The 15616-nt window shown below is 70.3% G+C and carries 9 protein-coding genes; 4 read left to right on the top strand and 5 right to left on the bottom strand.

Annotated features, from left to right (window positions below):
• Nucleotides 1-21: 21 nt before the first annotated feature.
• Nucleotides 22-1668 (bottom strand): methyltransferase domain-containing protein, encoded by a 1647-nt coding sequence (locus ACFYWS_RS04410; protein WP_389269373.1) that lies wholly within the window; start codon nucleotides 1666-1668, stop codon nucleotides 22-24.
• Between the two features lie 443 nt (nucleotides 1669-2111).
• On the opposite strand from ACFYWS_RS04410, the gene ACFYWS_RS04405 reads away from it, so the two are divergent.
• Together ACFYWS_RS04405 and ACFYWS_RS04400 are read left to right on the top strand one after the other, a co-directional pair.
• Nucleotides 2112-4490 carry a beta-L-arabinofuranosidase domain-containing protein gene (locus ACFYWS_RS04405; RefSeq protein WP_389269371.1) on the top strand — a complete coding sequence of 793 codons (2379 nt, stop codon included), beginning with the start codon at nucleotides 2112-2114 and terminating at the stop codon, nucleotides 4488-4490.
• Between the two features lie 78 nt (nucleotides 4491-4568).
• The gene (locus tag ACFYWS_RS04400) at nucleotides 4569-5150 is read left to right on the top strand and encodes a dihydrofolate reductase family protein (protein WP_389269369.1); all 582 of its coding nucleotides are present in this window, start codon (nucleotides 4569-4571) and stop codon (nucleotides 5148-5150) included.
• A gap of 12 nt (nucleotides 5151-5162) precedes the next feature.
• On the opposite strand, the gene ACFYWS_RS04395 is transcribed toward ACFYWS_RS04400, so the two are convergent.
• From ACFYWS_RS04395 to ACFYWS_RS04385, 3 genes are all read right to left on the bottom strand, one after another.
• Entirely contained in the window at nucleotides 5163-6500 is a 1338-nt protein-coding gene (locus ACFYWS_RS04395; protein WP_389269367.1) for a M1 family metallopeptidase, read from the bottom strand.
• A gap of 80 nt (nucleotides 6501-6580) precedes the next feature.
• Entirely contained in the window at nucleotides 6581-10471 is a 3891-nt protein-coding gene (locus ACFYWS_RS04390) for a Pls/PosA family non-ribosomal peptide synthetase (RefSeq protein WP_389269365.1), read from the bottom strand.
• A gap of 183 nt (nucleotides 10472-10654) precedes the next feature.
• Nucleotides 10655-12253 carry a GMC oxidoreductase gene (locus ACFYWS_RS04385; RefSeq protein ID WP_389269363.1) on the bottom strand — a complete coding sequence of 533 codons (1599 nt, stop codon included), beginning with the start codon at nucleotides 12251-12253 and terminating at the stop codon, nucleotides 10655-10657.
• A 137-nt stretch (nucleotides 12254-12390) separates the two neighbouring features.
• Between ACFYWS_RS04385 and ACFYWS_RS04380 the strand changes: the two genes are divergently transcribed.
• Nucleotides 12391-13038, top strand: coding sequence for a TetR family transcriptional regulator (locus ACFYWS_RS04380; RefSeq protein WP_389269361.1), 648 nt, complete (start codon nucleotides 12391-12393; stop codon nucleotides 13036-13038).
• 67 nt (nucleotides 13039-13105) lie between these two features.
• On the opposite strand, the gene ACFYWS_RS04375 is transcribed toward ACFYWS_RS04380, so the two are convergent.
• On the bottom strand, nucleotides 13106-14425 hold the full coding sequence (locus tag ACFYWS_RS04375) for a glycoside hydrolase family 125 protein (protein WP_389269359.1): 1320 nt from the start codon (nucleotides 14423-14425) through the stop codon (nucleotides 13106-13108).
• A 243-nt stretch (nucleotides 14426-14668) separates the two neighbouring features.
• On the opposite strand from ACFYWS_RS04375, the gene ACFYWS_RS04370 reads away from it, so the two are divergent.
• Nucleotides 14669-15613, top strand: a complete 945-nt coding sequence (locus ACFYWS_RS04370; protein WP_389269357.1) for an alpha/beta hydrolase — start codon at nucleotides 14669-14671, stop codon at nucleotides 15611-15613.
• Nucleotides 15614-15616: the final 3 nt, after the last annotated feature.

Raw genomic sequence — 15616 nt, 5'->3', positions numbered from 1 at the left:
GGCCGGCCGGTGGAACGTCGCTCAGCCGTGCAGTTCGAAGTGGAAGATGCCCCACGTGAGATGAGCGTCGCGGCCACCGTCGACCCAGTGGCCGAGCCCCGTCTTCATCTGGCTGAGGTAGTCGTGGCTGATCTTCCTGGCCAGTCCTTCGGCCTCCAGGCGCTCGGTCTCCTCGAGGACCCGCTTGTAGTGGTTCACCAGCTGATCGCGGTGCTCTTCGAAACCGCCGTCGACGGCGGTGAACCCGAGCTGTTCCAGCTCGCGCGTGTAGAAGGCGGGCGAGCCCATGTCGTCCAGGTGGATCCGGTCGAGGATCGGCTGGAGCACGTCGGTGCGGTCGCCGTCCTTCGCCGCCATCGGGTCGGTGAAGATGACATGGCCGCCGGGCCGCAGCACCCGGGCGATCTCCTTGAGGACCTGGGCCCGGTTCCCGCTGTGCAGGAAGGCGTCCTGGGACCAGACGACATCGACCTGGTCGTCCGGGTACGGGATGTCCTCGTACGAGCCGTCCACGACCTCGATCCTGTCGGTGAGCCCGCGGCCCGAGTTCAGCTGCTTGTGGCGCTGGTTCTCCACCTCGCTGAGGTTGAGGGCCAGGACCCGGCAGCCGTACGTCTCCGCGAGGTACCGTGCCGAACCGCCGAAGCCGGAACCGAGATCGAGCACCACGGAATCCCGGGTCAGTTCGAGCTTCGACGCCATGTGCTCGACGGTCCGCCGGCTCGCGTCCGCGATGGGTTCGTCGGGGCTGTCGTACAGCCCGATGTGGATGTCCTCGCCGCCCCACACCGTGGAGTAGAAGGTGTCGGCGTCGGGTGAGTTGTAGTAGCTGCGGGCGGTGCCGACCGCGCCCTTGTACTGCTCGTCTCCGTCCGTCCTGTACTCCTTCTCCGCCACGTGGATGAAGAAGTCCGGCTGCTCACGCCGGTAGGTGTGCTGGAAGTCGCCGTAGGTCTCGATGCTCTGGAATCCGACGTCGGACATCAGCCGCCGCGTGTAGTCCCTGCGCAGCGGAAACATGTTGAGGTAGTACATGGAGCTGTCGGGGAAGCTGTACCGCATACGGCACAGGCCCTCATCGACGTACTCCGGTTCGACGATGACGTCCTCACCGCAGTAGTAGTAGCGGTGCTTGCTCGTGTACCCGTCGTCCAGGATCGCGTCGTAATTGCGCTGATCCAGTATGAGAATTCCGTCGTGCTTGAGCATCGCGTAGAACTCGGCCAGTGCCTTGCGCCGGTCGCGTTCCGAGAAGAGATGCGTGAAGGAATTGCCGAGGCAGACGATCGCGTCGTACTCCCCGTGGACGTCTCTGTTGAGCCATCGCCAGTCCGCCTGGACGACCCGCAGGATGTGCCCGCCCTGCTTCTGGCCGTTCTCGAAGGCCCTCGCCAGCATCTCCGCACTGCCGTCCGCGCTGACGGTCTCGAATCCGGCGGCCTGCAGCGCCACGGAGTGAAATCCCGTGCCTGTCGCGACGTCGAGCACGCTCTTCACCCCCCACTTCCGCAGCAGGTCGATGAAGAAATTGCCTTCGCTCTCCGTCCTCTTCTCCCAATCGATGAGGGAGTCCCATTTCTCTACAAAGCTGGGGACGTACTCCTCCGTGTAATGCCCGGTTTCGCGTACTTCGACAGGGTTGTCGCCGAACTCTTGGGCCGGTTGCACGATGATGGGGAACCCTTCAGCTATGAGGAATCTTGCCCTGGCGCGGCAGCCCGAGACGGTACATAGCTCCAGGACTCGGGAGCCGCACGGTCTGAGCGGATCGCTGTCCAAGAGCGGGGGGTCTCATGCCTCCAAACTTCGTATACAGGGCTGGGGTTGAGTCGAACAGGCGCTCTGGCCAGCGCCTCTTTCGGTTCAAGATTGTTTGAGGCGGAAATGATGAAGGCACCTCGCATAAAGGGCATTCATGAGTGAATCGCCGCGACGGCGATAGTCGGCCAGGGCCGGAAATCGCTCCAGAGGGGCTGTGTCCGGTGTGTGCAGAGGTGTTGACGGGTGGTCCACCCCGCGTGAGATCTTGTTGCCCGCTCAGGATTGTTCGGTAAGTCAGAGGCGGTTCGGTATTCCGAACGAAGCCGTAACTCCCGTGAAAGGGGAGGGGCATGACGACATCCGGTGGCCGCTTCATACGACGGCGGGACTTCATGGCCGCTTCAGCCCTCGGCGCCGCAACCGTGGCAGCCGGATCCTGGCCGGCGACCGCCCAGACGGCTGCCCAGGCGGCCACGCCCGGCACCGGCGCGGCGGACGCGCTCGCCCTTCCGAAGGACCTGCCGCCGTACGTCGGCGCGGGCAGCACGGCCCCCGTCCGGCCCTTCCGGCTGAACGACGTAACCCTGGGCAAGGGCCTGTTCCAGGAGAAGCGCGACAGAGTGAAGGCCTTCATCCGCGCCTACGACGAGCGCCGCTTCCTCGTGCTGTTCAACAAGACCGCGGGCCGGCCCAACCCGCCCGGCGTCGAGGTCCCCGGCGGCTGGGAGGACGGCGGCCTGCTGAGCGGCCACTGGGCCGGCCACTACCTCACGGCCCTCGCCCAGTCCCACGTCGACCAGGGCGAACAGGTCTACAAGGACAAGCTCGACCGCATGGTGCGTGAGCTCGGTGCCTGCCAGGACGCCCTGAAAGGCAAGACGGTTCACCCGGGCTACCTCGGCGCGCTGCCCGAGGACACCGTGCTGCGCGCGGGACCGCCCCGGTTCGCCGTGTACGGCGCCGACCCAGACACCAACACCTGGGCACCCTGGTACACCCAGCACAAGATCATGCGCGGCCTCCTCGACGCGTACACCCTCACCGGCAACGAGCAGGCCTTCGAGATCGTCCGGCACATGGCGGACTGGTCCCATCTGGCCCTGACACTCGGCGACATCGAGCACCCCGACTACAAGGGGCCCCTCACCCGCGACGACCTGAACTACCTGTGGGACACCTACATCGCGGGGGAGTACGGCGGCGCCAACGAGGTCCTCGCCGAGATCCACGCGCTCACCGGCGACGCCCGCCACCTGGAGACGGCCCGGCTCTTCGACAGCCGCGAGTCGCTCTTCGCCGCGTGTGTCGAGGACCGCGACATCCTCGTCACCACCGATGAGAACCGCCCCGGCCGCAGACGCCCGAACCACCTGCACGCCAACACACACGTCCCCAACTTCGTCGGCTACCTACGGGTCTTCGAACAGAACCGGGACGACGACTACCGGCGCGCGGCGGAGAACTTCTTCGGCATGGTCGTCCCCCACCGGATGTTCGCCCACGGAGGCACCAGCGGCACCGTCCCCGGCGCCAACACCAACCCCGAGGCGTTCCAGAACCGCGACAACATCGCCCACGCCATCGCGGGCGACGGCGCCGAGTCCTGCACCACGTACAACCTGCTGAAGCTGGCGCGCAATCTCTTCACCTTCGATCCCGACCCGGCCTACATGGACTACTACGAGCGCGGCCTGGTCAACATGGTGCTCGGGCAGCGCGCCGACACGGACCGGACGGACGATCCGCAGCTCGCCTACTTCCAGCCGCTGACCCCGGGCGCCGCCCGCGACTACGACAACACCGGCACGTGCTGCGGCGGCAGCGGCCTCGAAGGCGGCACCAAGTACCAGGAGACGGTGTACTTCCGCTCGGCCGACGACAAGACCCTCTGGGTCAACCTGTACATCCCCTCCACCCTGCACTGGCGGGAGAGGGACTTTACGGTCACCCAGAAGACCCGCTTCCCGCGCGAACAGAGCAGCACACTGAAGATCGACGGCAGCGGCCGGCTCGCCCTCAAGCTGCGCGTCCCCGGCTGGGTGGCCGACACCGGGGACGGCTTCACGGTCTCGGTCAACGGACGCCGCCAGACCGGCCCGCGCCCGAAGCCGGGCAGCTACCTCACCATCGACCGCGACTGGCGCCCCGGCGACACCGTCGAGGTCTCGATGCCGTTCACCGTCCGCATCGAGCGCGCCATCGACCGTCCGGAGATCCAGTCGGTCTTCTGGGGCCCGCTGATGATGCCGGTGCTCGGCGAGGTGGCCAAGGGCGAGTTCCAGGAGCTGACGCTCTATCAACACCTCAAGCTCGACGGCGACTACGCCCGGTCGGCGATCACCCCGCGCCGCGGCCAGACCCTCGCCGTCGGCAACCGCACCCTGCGCCCGCACTACGTCGGCGACCGGCAGCCCCAGTCCGCCTACTTCAAGCGCGTCGAACCCGAGGTGGTCTTCGGCTCCCTCGCCACCGGCGTACCCAACCGCAAGCGCGACGACAACCTGCCGGACTACGACGTACCGGTCGACGGCGTCACCTCACCCGGCGACGAGGGCCTGACCTTCCTCGACGTGGTGTGGGACGGCGCGCCGTTCGCCGGGCACCGCGACTTCGTCCGCCAGGTGGAGCGGACCGCGGCCAAGTGGAGCGCCGCGGGCCTCTTCACGGAGGAGCAGCGTGCGACCGTGGTCGAGCGTGCGGCGGAGGCGGAGCGGGAGCTGGCGCCGTAGAGGCCAGGGCGATGAATTCCGCCGTGATGTCCGGTCTGCACTTATGACGGGCGATCCATCGCGGGCCAGGAGGGCACCATGGCTGCTTCCTACACATTCGACGTCTTCTCCAGCCTCGACGGCTTCGGCGCCGCCGATGGCGGCGGCTGGACCGGCTACTGGGGGAAGCAGGGCCCCGAGCTGCTCGATCACCGCCTCGACCTGTACCGCGAGGAGCAACGGATGGTCTTCGGGGCCCACACGTACCGGGCGTTCGCGCGGATGCTGGCGGCGAGCACCGAGGAGTCGGAGGTGCGTGACCCCTGGGTGACGCGGATGAGGAGCCTGCCGGCCACGGTCGTGTCGACCACGCTCGAAGGGCCGCTCGACTGGCCGGACGCGACCGTCGCGCGGGGCGACGCCGTCGATGTCGTCGCGCGGCTCAAGCAGGAGTCTCCCGTGCCGTTGCGTTCGCACGGCAGTCTGTCCATGAACCGTGCGCTGATGGCCGCAGGCCTGGTGGACCGGGTCCAGGTGACGCTCTTCCCTGTGATCACGGGGCAGAGCGGGCTCGACCCGATCTTCCAGGGCGCGGCCGACTTCGATCTGGAGCTGCTCGAACACCGCACGCTCGACAGTCACATCCAGGAACTCGTCTACCGGCCGATCCTGCACGCCTGATCATCGACGATCTCAGGCCACCAGAACCGGCACCTCCGGCAGCGCCGTCCCGTACACCCACGCCCGGAACACCTGGTCCACAGAGTGGCGCGCGAACCGCTCCACGTGCGCGGCGAACATCTCGGTCGTGACGACGCCGTGGCGGTGCAGGTCCGTCCAGGTGCGCAGGGTCCGGAAGAACGCCTCGTCGCCGAGTGCGCAGCGCAGGGCGTGGATCGCCAGGGCGCCGCGTTCGTAGAGGCGGTCGTCGAACATGTGCTTGCGGCCGGGGTCGGCCAGGGACAGGTTCTCGGGGAGGCCTGCGAGCAGGCGGTGGGCCGTGGCGGCCAGGGTCTGGGCGTCGCGGCCGCCCGAGCGTTCGCACCAGAGCCACTCGGCGTACTTGGCGAGGCCCTCGTTGAGCCAGATGTGCCGCCAGTCGGCGACGGTGACGCTGTTGCCGAACCACTGGTGGGCCAGCTCGTGGGCGATCAGCCGCTCCGAACCGCGGGCGCCGTCAAGGTGGTTGGTGCCGAACAGTGACAGGCCCTGCGCCTCCACCGGTACGTCGAGTTCCTCGTCGGCGACCACGACCGCGTACTCGCCGAAGGGGTAGGGGCCGAACAACTCCTGGAACAGGGCCATCATCTGCGGCTGGCGCGCGAAGTCGCGGGAGAAGTCGGTGAGCAGGTGGGCCGGGAAGTGGCCGGTCTGCGGGACCCCGTCGAGGCCCGGATCGCCGAGCAGCGCTGTCTGGTATCGGCCGATGGCCAGGCCGACCAAGTAGCTTGACGTGGGGGCTGGTTGCTCGTACAGCCACGTCGTGGTCGAGGCCCTGGTCGTACGGGTGAGGAGGCGACCCCCGATCACCACCTGGTACGTGGAGGGGGTGGTGAGGGAGATCTGGTACGCGGCCTTGTCGGCGGGGCGGTCGTTGCACGGGTACCAGGAGGGGGCGCCGACCGGCTGGCTGGCGACGAGCGCGCCGTCGGTCAGCTCCTCCCAACCCAGGCCGCCCCAGAAGCTCTTCACCGGTTTCGGATTGCCGGAGTAGTGCACTTCCACGGTGAACGCGGCGCTCGCGGCCAGTGGCTTCGCCGGCCGGATGCGTAGTCGCCCACCGCGCAGCGTGTAGTGCGCGGGGCGGCCGTCGACCCGGACCCGGCCGATACGGAAATCGGCGAAGTTCAGCTGGAATTCGTCCAGTTCGGTGCGGCCCGCGATGGCACTGAGCCGCGCCGTGCCGGCCAGCCGGTTGGGCTCCGGCCGGTAGTCCAGGTCGAGTTCGTAACGGTGCACCCGGTAGCGGGAGTCCCCGTTGGACGGGAAATAGGGGTCCGCCTTGTGCTGACCGTAGTGCTGCCCGTTCACGGCTCGTCCGCTCCCTGTCCCTGTACTCGCAGTACTCGCACTCCTACGACATGGCCAACGCGCGGTCGGTGCCCACCGGTTCACGGGCGCCAGGCCTCTATCGGGTTGCCCAGCCACCGGCTCCCCGGCGGCACCGACTCGCCGGCCATCACCAGGGACGCGGGCCCGAGCGTGCTCCTGCTGCCGATCTCGCTGCCCGGCAGCACGATTCCGCCAGGACCGAGTGTTGCGCCCTCGCGAAGGGTCACAGTATCCGTCCGCAAGATCCGGTCGTGGAAGAGGTGCGTCTGCAGGACACAGCCCCGGTTCACGCTCACCCCGGCCTCCAGAGTGACCAGATCGGTCTCCGGCAGCCAGTAGCTCTCGCACCACACACCCGCCCCGATGCGCGCGCCGAGCCCACGCAGCCAGGCGGTCAGGACGGGCGTGCCGGGCACCGAGCCGACGAGCCACGGCACGGCGAGCATCTCCACGAAGGTGTCGGCCAGTTCACCCCGCCACACGAACCCGCACCACAGCGGATGCTCGCCCGTCCGATGGCGGCCGACCAGCAGCCACTTCGCCACGATCGACACCACGCACGCGAGCACGCCGGCCGACAGCAGGACGGGGCCGCTGACAAGCGCGGCCACCCACAGGCCGTGCGCCGCCGCGACGGCGGCCAGCGCGCCGAGCACCAGGACCACCAGAGTCACCGAGCAGAACACCGGGACGAGTCGGCCCAGTTCGACCACGGCGCGCGCCCAGCGCAGCCGCACCGGCGGCGTGTAGGTGCGGCTCGGATCGACACCGGTGGCCGGGCGCGGCAGCCGGACCGGCGGCAGACCCAAGTACGAACTGCCCTGCTTGGCCTTCTTCGGGGTGGCCGACAGGACGCCCACCAGACCGTCGTCAGGCACCGAACGGCCGGGCGCCGTCATGCCCGAATTGCCGAGGAACGCCCGGCGGCCGATCCGCGCGTGCCCGATCCGGACCCAGCCGCCCCCGAGTTCGTACGGCGCGGTCAGCGTGTCGTCGGCGAGGAACGCGCCGTCGCCGACCGTGGTGAGGCCGGGCAGCGCGAGCACCGTGGACACCTCGGCGTCCCGGCCCACGCGCATGCCGAGCAGCCGCATCCACACGGGCGTGACGAGCCCCGCGTACAGGGGGAACAGCGTCTGCCGGGACAGGTCCATCAGCTGCGTGACGGTCCAGGACTGCCAGCCCGCCCGACTGTGCACCGGGAACGTACCGGCGCTCAGGCCACGTCCGGCGAGGCGGACACCGGCCAGGATCAGCACGGCGTACGTGAGTCCGTAGGCGAGGGCCGCGGGGACGACGGCGAGCAGCGCGCCGCGCACGGCCTCGCTGAGCCCGGCGCCCGCGGGCACGAAGGCGCGCGCGACCAGCAGGGCGGGGAGGGCGGACAGCGGCGGGAGGAGGGTGAGGGCGAGGCCCGCGGCGCCGTACATCGCGCGCCAGCCCACCGTGCGCGGCGGACGCAGTCCCGGCCACTCCCGCTTGGCCTTGCCGAGCTTGACCGCCGGGGAGCCCGCCCAACGCTGACCGGTCGGGACGTGGCCCTGAACGGCGGAGCCCGGCGCGATCTCGGCGCGCTTGCCGACCCGGGCGCCGGGGAACAGCACACTCCGGGTGCCGACCACCGCTCCCGCGCCGACCTTCACGGCGCCGATCTCCAGACGGTCCCCGTCGAGCCAGTGCCCCGACAGGTCGACCTCGCTCTCGACGGCGCAGCCGCGGCCGAGCTTGAGCAGTCCGGTGACCGGAGGCAGCGAGTGCAGGTCGACGTCGGATCCGATTCGGGCGCCGAGCGCGCGGGCGTAGCGCTGCAGCCAGGAGCCGGTGAGGGAGGTGGCACCGCTGTGCTCGGCGAGGCGCTCGGCGGCCCACAGCCGCAGATGGACACCGCCGCCGCGCGGATACGTGCCCGGGCCGACGCCACGCAGCAGCAGCCGTGCGCCGCCCGCCGCGAGCGCGAGCCGGCCCGGCGGGCTGAACAGGAGCAGCGCCGCCGGGGCGATCAGCCACCAGGAGGCGGACGGGGCCCACGCGTAGCCGCCGAACCGGTGCAGGACGTCCGCCAGCGCGGCGAGCGCGACCGTCCAGCGCAGACCGTTCAGGGAGAACAGCGGTACCAGGAGCGCCAGTTGGATGAGCTTGGCGCGAGTCGGGACCGGGGTGATGGACCGCTCCGCGGCGTCGTCCTGCGCCGACTTCTCCAGGCGGCGGGCCAGCTTGCGCAGGACTGGACGCTCGTAGATGTCGATGACGGCGGCGTTCGGGTAGCGGGTGCGCAGCCGTGTGGTCAGCTGGGCGGCGGCGAGGCTGCCGCCTCCGATGGCGAAGAAGTTGTCGTGCGCGCCGGTCACGGGGACGCCGAGGGACTCGCTCCACTGCTCGGCGAGCCATGCCTCGGTGCCGTACAGCTGCTCGGCCGGGGCGCCGGTCTCCACATCGGGCAGCGGCCACGGCAGCGCGTCGCGGTCGACCTTGCCGGAGGTGCGCGTCGGCAGCTCGGCGACGGGGGCGAGCAACGGCACCAGTGCGGCGGGCAGTTGGCCCCGCAGCTTGTCCACGGCGGCCGCGTGCTGCCAGCCCTCCTGGGTGACGAGGTAGCCGACGAGCAACTGGTTGCCGCCGCGCGCGGTGCGCACGGCGCAGGCCGCGCCCGCGACGCCGGGCAGTGCCTGCAGCGCGGCGTCGACCTCGCCCAGCTCGATGCGCCGTCCGCCGAGCTTGACCTGCTCGTCGCCGCGTCCGAGGAAGACCAGACCTTCGGGGTCGGCCTTGACCAAGTCACCGCTGCGGTAGGCGCGCTCCCAGCCCAGGGCGGGCAGCGGCGCGTACTTCTCGGCGTCCTTGACCGGGTCGAGATAACGCGCCAACCCCACGCCGCCGATGACGAGTTGACCGCTGGCACCCATCGGGACGGGCCGGTCGGCCTCGTCGACGACGGCCAGTTCCCAGCCGTCCAGCGGCAGCCCGATGCGGACCGGTTCCGCGCCGGTCATCAGGGAGGCGCAGGTGACGACGGTGGCCTCGGTCGGCCCGTACGTGTTCCACACCTCGCGGCCCTCGGTGACGAGGCGCTGGACGAGTTCGGGCGGGCATGCCTCGCCGCCGAAGATCAGCAGCCGGACGTCGTTGAGGGCCTCCGGCTCCCACAGGGCGGCCAGCGTCGGCACGGTGGAGATGACGGTGATCTCCTGCTCGGCCAGCCAGGGCCCGAGGTCGGCGCCGCCGCGCACCTGCGAGCGCGGCACCGGAACCAGGCAGGCGCCGTGCCGCCATGCCAGCCACATCTCCTCGCAGGACGCGTCGAACGCGACGGACAGGCCCGCCATGACCCGGTCGCCGGGCCCGATCGGATCCTCGGTGAGGAAGAGCGCGGCCTCCGCGTCCACGAACGCCGCGGCGCTGCGGTTGCTGACGGCGACGCCCTTGGGCCGCCCGGTCGAACCGGACGTGAAGATGACCCACGCGTCGTCCTCGGGCCCGGGCCGCCCGACCGGAGCGGCGAAGGGCTCCGCGACGGTGAAGGTGAGCCCCGCCCCGATCACAGTCCTCACCCCCGCCTCGCCGAAGACGAGTTCGGCCCGCTCGTCCGGATCCTCGGCGTCCACGGGTACGTACGCGGCGCCCGCGGCGAGTACGGCGAGGATCGCCACGTACAGGTCGTTCGTGCCGGACGGAACGCGCACGCCGACCCGGTCGCCGCGCCCCACCCCCGCCCCGGCCAGACGGCGGCGCAGCCGCCCGACCTCGGCGTCCAGCGCGCGGTACGTCAGACGGCGCACGCCGTCGTCGAGAGCGGGTTCGTCGGGGTGTGCCCGTACGGTCGCGTCCAGGATGTCGACCAGGGTGCGCGGGGCGGCGGCGTCCTTCGCGAAGAAGTGCGCCGGAGCGTCGAGCCGTTCGGTCAGCTCCGCTTCGAGCAGGCCGAGCTCGTCGTGTGCGCGAGTGGCGTCCATCGGGTCCCAACGTCGAGACGACGACAGCCCGGCGGAAGCGACGCAAGTGCCCTCGAGCTGCCCGGAGTTGCCCAGCCTGGGCCGGACAACCGGGACATGTTACGGCGCCGGGGGCGTCGGGCGTGGATCGTGCAGGTCAATCGTGGCGTAACGAACTCACGTGAGGTTGTGTGCAGTTGTCTGTCAGATGACGGTGCCGACATCCTCCGCGGTGATGCTGTCCATGGCGCGTTCGGCGACCGCCGCGATGGTCATCGAGGGGTTGCAGGCGCCGGTGGTGCCGGGGATGAGCGCGCCGTCGAGGACGTACAGGCCGCGCTGTCCCTGGACGCGTCCCTCCAGGTCGCACACGGTGCCCATCGGCGCGCCTCCGAGCGGGTGCCAGGTGCTGTTGACCAGTGAGTTGGTGTCGACGAGGGTGCCGAGTCCCTCGGAGATCTTCGTCACCCGCTGGTGGATGGCGCGGTAGCTGCCGGAGTCGCCGCCCGCGGGCCAGTGCAGGGATACCGAGTCGGTGGCGCCGTTGTAGCGCAGGTGGCCGCGGTCGGAGCTGACGCCGAATCCGACCAGCATCGTGGTGCGGAGGTCGAGGCCCAGGGGCGGCAGGGAGGCCTGGATGACGGTGTTCGCGGTGGCGGGATCCGCCCAGTCCTTGCTGCCGTAGACGACGGGGCCGCCCTGCTCGCTGCCGAAGTCCTCCTGGAGGCTGGTCCAGGCGTAGATGCGGTCGCCGTTGGTGCCCCAGCCCTCACCGAGGCCGTCGGGCAGGTCGGGGATGGCGCCGGTCGCGCCCGCGCGGACCAGGAGCTTGCTGGTGTTGACGCTGCCGGCCGCCATGATCAGGGCGCGGGTGGTGAGCACCTTCTGTTCCTGTACGACACCGGAGTCGTCGGTGCGGTCGACGTGCACCTCCCAGCGGCCGTCGGCGGCGCGGGCCACGGAGGTGACGTTGTGGTGGGTGGCGACGGCGACCTTGCCGGTCGCCTCGGCCTGCTTCAGGTACGTCACGTCCACGGAGTGCTTGCCGCCGTTGTTGACGCCGAGCGCGCAGTCGCCGTTCGTGTACGACGGTTTCATCTCGCCGCGCAGTTCGGCCAGGGCGTAGTCCCAGTCGATCGGCATGGGGATCTTCTCCAGGCCGTATCCTGCCTTGCGGACCCGTTCGCCGAAGACCCGCGACGCGAAGTACGTGGGTGAGCCGATGAGTTGGTCGGGGGCGGTGGCCGCCTTGAGCATGCGGGCGACGCGCGGATAGTGGACCCGGTCCATACGCCGGTAGTCGAGGCCCTCGGGCAGCCAGCTGTTGAAGACGGACTCCGAGGGCTGGAGCGTCATGCCCTGGTAGACGAGCGATCCGCCGCCGACCCCGGCCGCGCACACACTGAGGATGTTCTCGCCGAGGACCGGTTCGAGGAGGCCGGTGTAGGGCGTGAAGCCGAGCGGGGTGCCGATCAGTCGGGCGAGAGGCCGGACGGCCTCGGGCAGGGTGCCGTACCAGAGCATCCGCTTGTCGAGCCCGGACACGTGGGGGAAGGTCTCCGCGTTCGGGCCGGTCGGCCAGCGCCGCCCGCGTTCGAGCACGGTCACCGGGACGCCGGACTGGGCGAGCCGCAGCGCGGCGACGCCGCCGCCGAAGCCGGATCCGATGATGACGACGCGGTGTTCCTCGCGGGTGAGCTTCACGCGGGCGGGCGCCGCCGAGGCGGTCGGGGAGGGAAGGGCGGTCACGGCGGTGAGGGCGGCGGCACCGGTGAGCAGGGCGCGCCTGGTGGGGGACGGCATGAGCAACTCCTTGACCAAGTGGGGGAGGGTACGGGGGCATGCGTACGCCTGCCAACTCCGGTCGAGAGCACGGTGGTTACTCGCCGGTCAGCTACCGCAGAGTAGAGTCGCGTGTCACTCAGTGACAAGATGGCGGCATGCGACAGATGCCATGGGAAGAGTGGTGGCAGGAGGCTCCGACGGACGAGCGGCCCTCGCTCGCCGAACGCCGCAAGGCCGCGCTCCGGTTCGAGATCGCCTGCGAGGCGGTGCGCCTGTTCACCACCCAGGGCGTCACCGCCACGACGGGCGAGCAGATAGCGCGGGCTGTCGGCGTCTCCTCGCGCACGCTGTGGCGCCACTTCCCGACGAAGGAGAGCTGCGTGCTCCCGTTGCTCACGGCGGGACTCGACTTCGCCGTGGCCCAACTGCGCCACTGGCCACCGGAGATGGACCTGCTGGACTTCTTCGCCGAGACGCGCGGGACGGGCGATCTGCCGCCGGGCACGCCCACCATCCTCGCCCTGATCCGCATGACCTCGACCGAACCCGCGCTGCGCGCCGTCTGGCTCCAGGCCCACGACGACGCGCTCCCCGTCCTCGGCCGTCTACTCGCGGAACGCTCCGGTGACGCCGCCGACGACCTGCGCGTGACGGTGCACGCGGCGACACTCAACGGCGCCCTGCGCGCGGCCGCGGAGAACTTCGCCCGCCGCTACGCGGACCAACCCGACGCCTCCTACGACGAGTTCGCCGCGTGCCTGGACGTCGCCCTGCGCGCGGCGTCGGAGGGGCTGCCGTACTAGGGCGTGTTTCGAACGTCCCGTCTGCCTCGCGGGGCCTGGGCGGACGACGCTACTTTCGAAACAAGCCCTAGCCGTACTGAAAGTGCGCCGACGTGTCCCACCAGGAGCGGGTGCCGAACCCGGCCAGGTCCAGGGCCAGTTCCGCGTACATGGCGTTGGCCCACGAGAACCAGTCGCGGGTGAACTGGTCCGGGTCGTCCTTGTGGAAGGACTCGTGCATCGCGCCTGTTCCGGCGTCGGTGTCGATCAGGGTGTGCAGCAACTGAAGCCGCCGGTCAGGGTCGTTGCTGGTCAGTCCCTCCACGGCGAGGGCGATCGGCCAGATGTGGCCGTCAGGGGTGTGGGGGCTGCCCACGCCCTCGGCGGCCGTGCCGCGGTACCAGGTCGGATTGGCGGGGGAGAGCACGAACGCGCGGGTGGCCAGGTACAGCGGATCCGTCGGCGATACGTCCGCGACCAGCGGAAGGGACAGCAGGCTGGGCATGTTGGCGTCGTCCGACAGGAGCGCGTTGCCGAGTCCGTCGACCTCGTAGGCGTAGATCGGGCCATGGTCGGGGTGGTCGACGGTGCCGTGTCGCCGCGTCGCCGTACGCAATTCGCCCGCCAACTCTGCGGCCGCGTCGGCGAGTTCAGTGTCCTGAACGTACTGAGCCATCTTGGCGACGCCGTCGAGGGCCGCGGCGGCGCACAGGTTGGCGGGCACGTTGTATCCGTAGGTGCACGCGTCGTCGCTGGGCCTGAACCCGCTCCAGGTCATCCCGGTCCGGGCGACGGGCGTTCCGCGTCCCCCGTTCTTCAGGGTCTCGGTCGGCGGGACGTTCGTCCGCACGAAGCGGTACTTGGAGAGGTTCTCGTGGTCCTGCTCCGTGCGCCATACGGAGATCGCGGCGCGCGCCGCCTCCATCGCCTGCGCCACATGCTCGGTGCGGCCGGTCGCCCGCCAGAAGCGATGGGCCAGCAGGAGCGGGAAGGCGAGGGAGTCGACCTCGTACTTCTCCTCCCACACCCAGGGGTCCTCGCACAGGTCGTCCGCGTCATAGGTCAGCCCGGAGGGCTCGGCGTTGAACGCGTTGGCGTACGGATTGTGCGCGATCTGCTGGAACTGGCGGCGCAGCACGGCGAGGAGGAGGTCCTGGAGGTCCGTGTCGTCCTTCAGGAGCGCCAGGTAGGGCATCATCTGCGTCGTCGAGTCGCGCAGCCACATGGCGGGGATGTCGCCCGTCACGACGAAGGCGGTGCCGTCGGGCATCGGGCGGATGGTGCGGGCCAGCGTGTCGTCCAGGCAGCGCACCAGCGTCTGTCCGAAGCGGGGGTCGCCGAGCTCGTCGAGACGGCGGACCGCCTGCTGGACGACCGGATGGTGCTGGACGCTGGTGGGAAACGGCATCGTCGGCCTTTCGGTGGCGGGGCGATGCCAAACGTAGATCACGACCGTGGGGCGGGGAAGAGCGCGGCGCCCCCGGACGTACACCAAGGGCGCGAGCCGGCCCCTGCCGAGGTCTGGACCCCGCGAGGATCTCCGGCGACCATGGCCCGTGCACGGTACAGCGGCCGGTGCGCGGGACCGGTCCCGCTCGCCGTACGAGCATCACCTCCGAGAAGACGAGCACATCGACGAGGGGACGGCCGTATGCCACTGGAACCGGTGACCCAGGCGTTTCTGGCGGAGTTGGCCAAGGCCGAAGGGCCGGCGATGCACGAGTCCACACCGGCCATCGCCCGGCTGCACGGCCCGGTCCTCTCCGGTCTCAGCGGCCGGGGCCCGGAGGTCGGCGCGGTACGGGACGTCAAGATCGAGGGCAGGGACGGCGGGCGCTTCCGCACGCGGGTGCTGCGCCCCGCGGGCACACCGCAGGCGATCATCGTGTACTTCCACGGCGGCGGCTGGGTCGTCGGAGACATCGACCTTCAGTACGACCACGTGGGCCGCCGTCTCGCGAACGCGACGCAGGCGACCGTGGTGATGGTCAACTACCGCAAGGCGCCCGAGTACCCGTTCCCGACCGCGATCGAGGACAGCTGGGCTGCCCTGACCTGGACCGCCGAACGGGCCGCCGAACTCGCCCCGCATGGCGCCCCGTTGCTCGTCGCGGGCGACAGCGCGGGCGGCAACATCGCCGCGGTCATGGCCCGGTGGGCCCGCGACCGCGGCGGCCCCACCATCGACTACCAGGCGCTCGTCTACCCCGTCACCGACTGCGACATGGACCGGCCCTCGTACATCGCTCCGCAGAACCAACTCCTGCTCGCCCGCGACACCATGATCTGGTTCTGGAACCACTACCTCCCCGACGAGCAGGCCCGCACACACCCGGACGCCTCCCCGCTGCGCGCCGAAAGCCTCGCGGGACTGCCCCCGGCGTTCGTCCACGTCGCCGAGTACGACCCGTTGCACGACGAAGGTGTCGCCTACGCGCACGCGCTCCGCGACGCGGGAGTCCCGGTGGCTCTGGAGGAGGCGGCGGGCCAGATGCACGCCTTCTTCCAGATGGTGGGCATCCTGCCGGGCTTCGAGGACGGGCTGCGGCTGGTGGCGGAACACATCAACAAGTTCGTCGCCGAAAGGGTGGTGTGAGCC

It is taken from the genome of Streptomyces sp. NPDC002795, from assembly GCF_042888725.1.
Classification (GTDB): domain Bacteria; phylum Actinomycetota; class Actinomycetes; order Streptomycetales; family Streptomycetaceae; genus Streptomyces.
The sequence above is the reverse complement of the archived record's forward strand: the minus strand, read 5'-3'. Positions and strand labels throughout refer to the sequence as shown.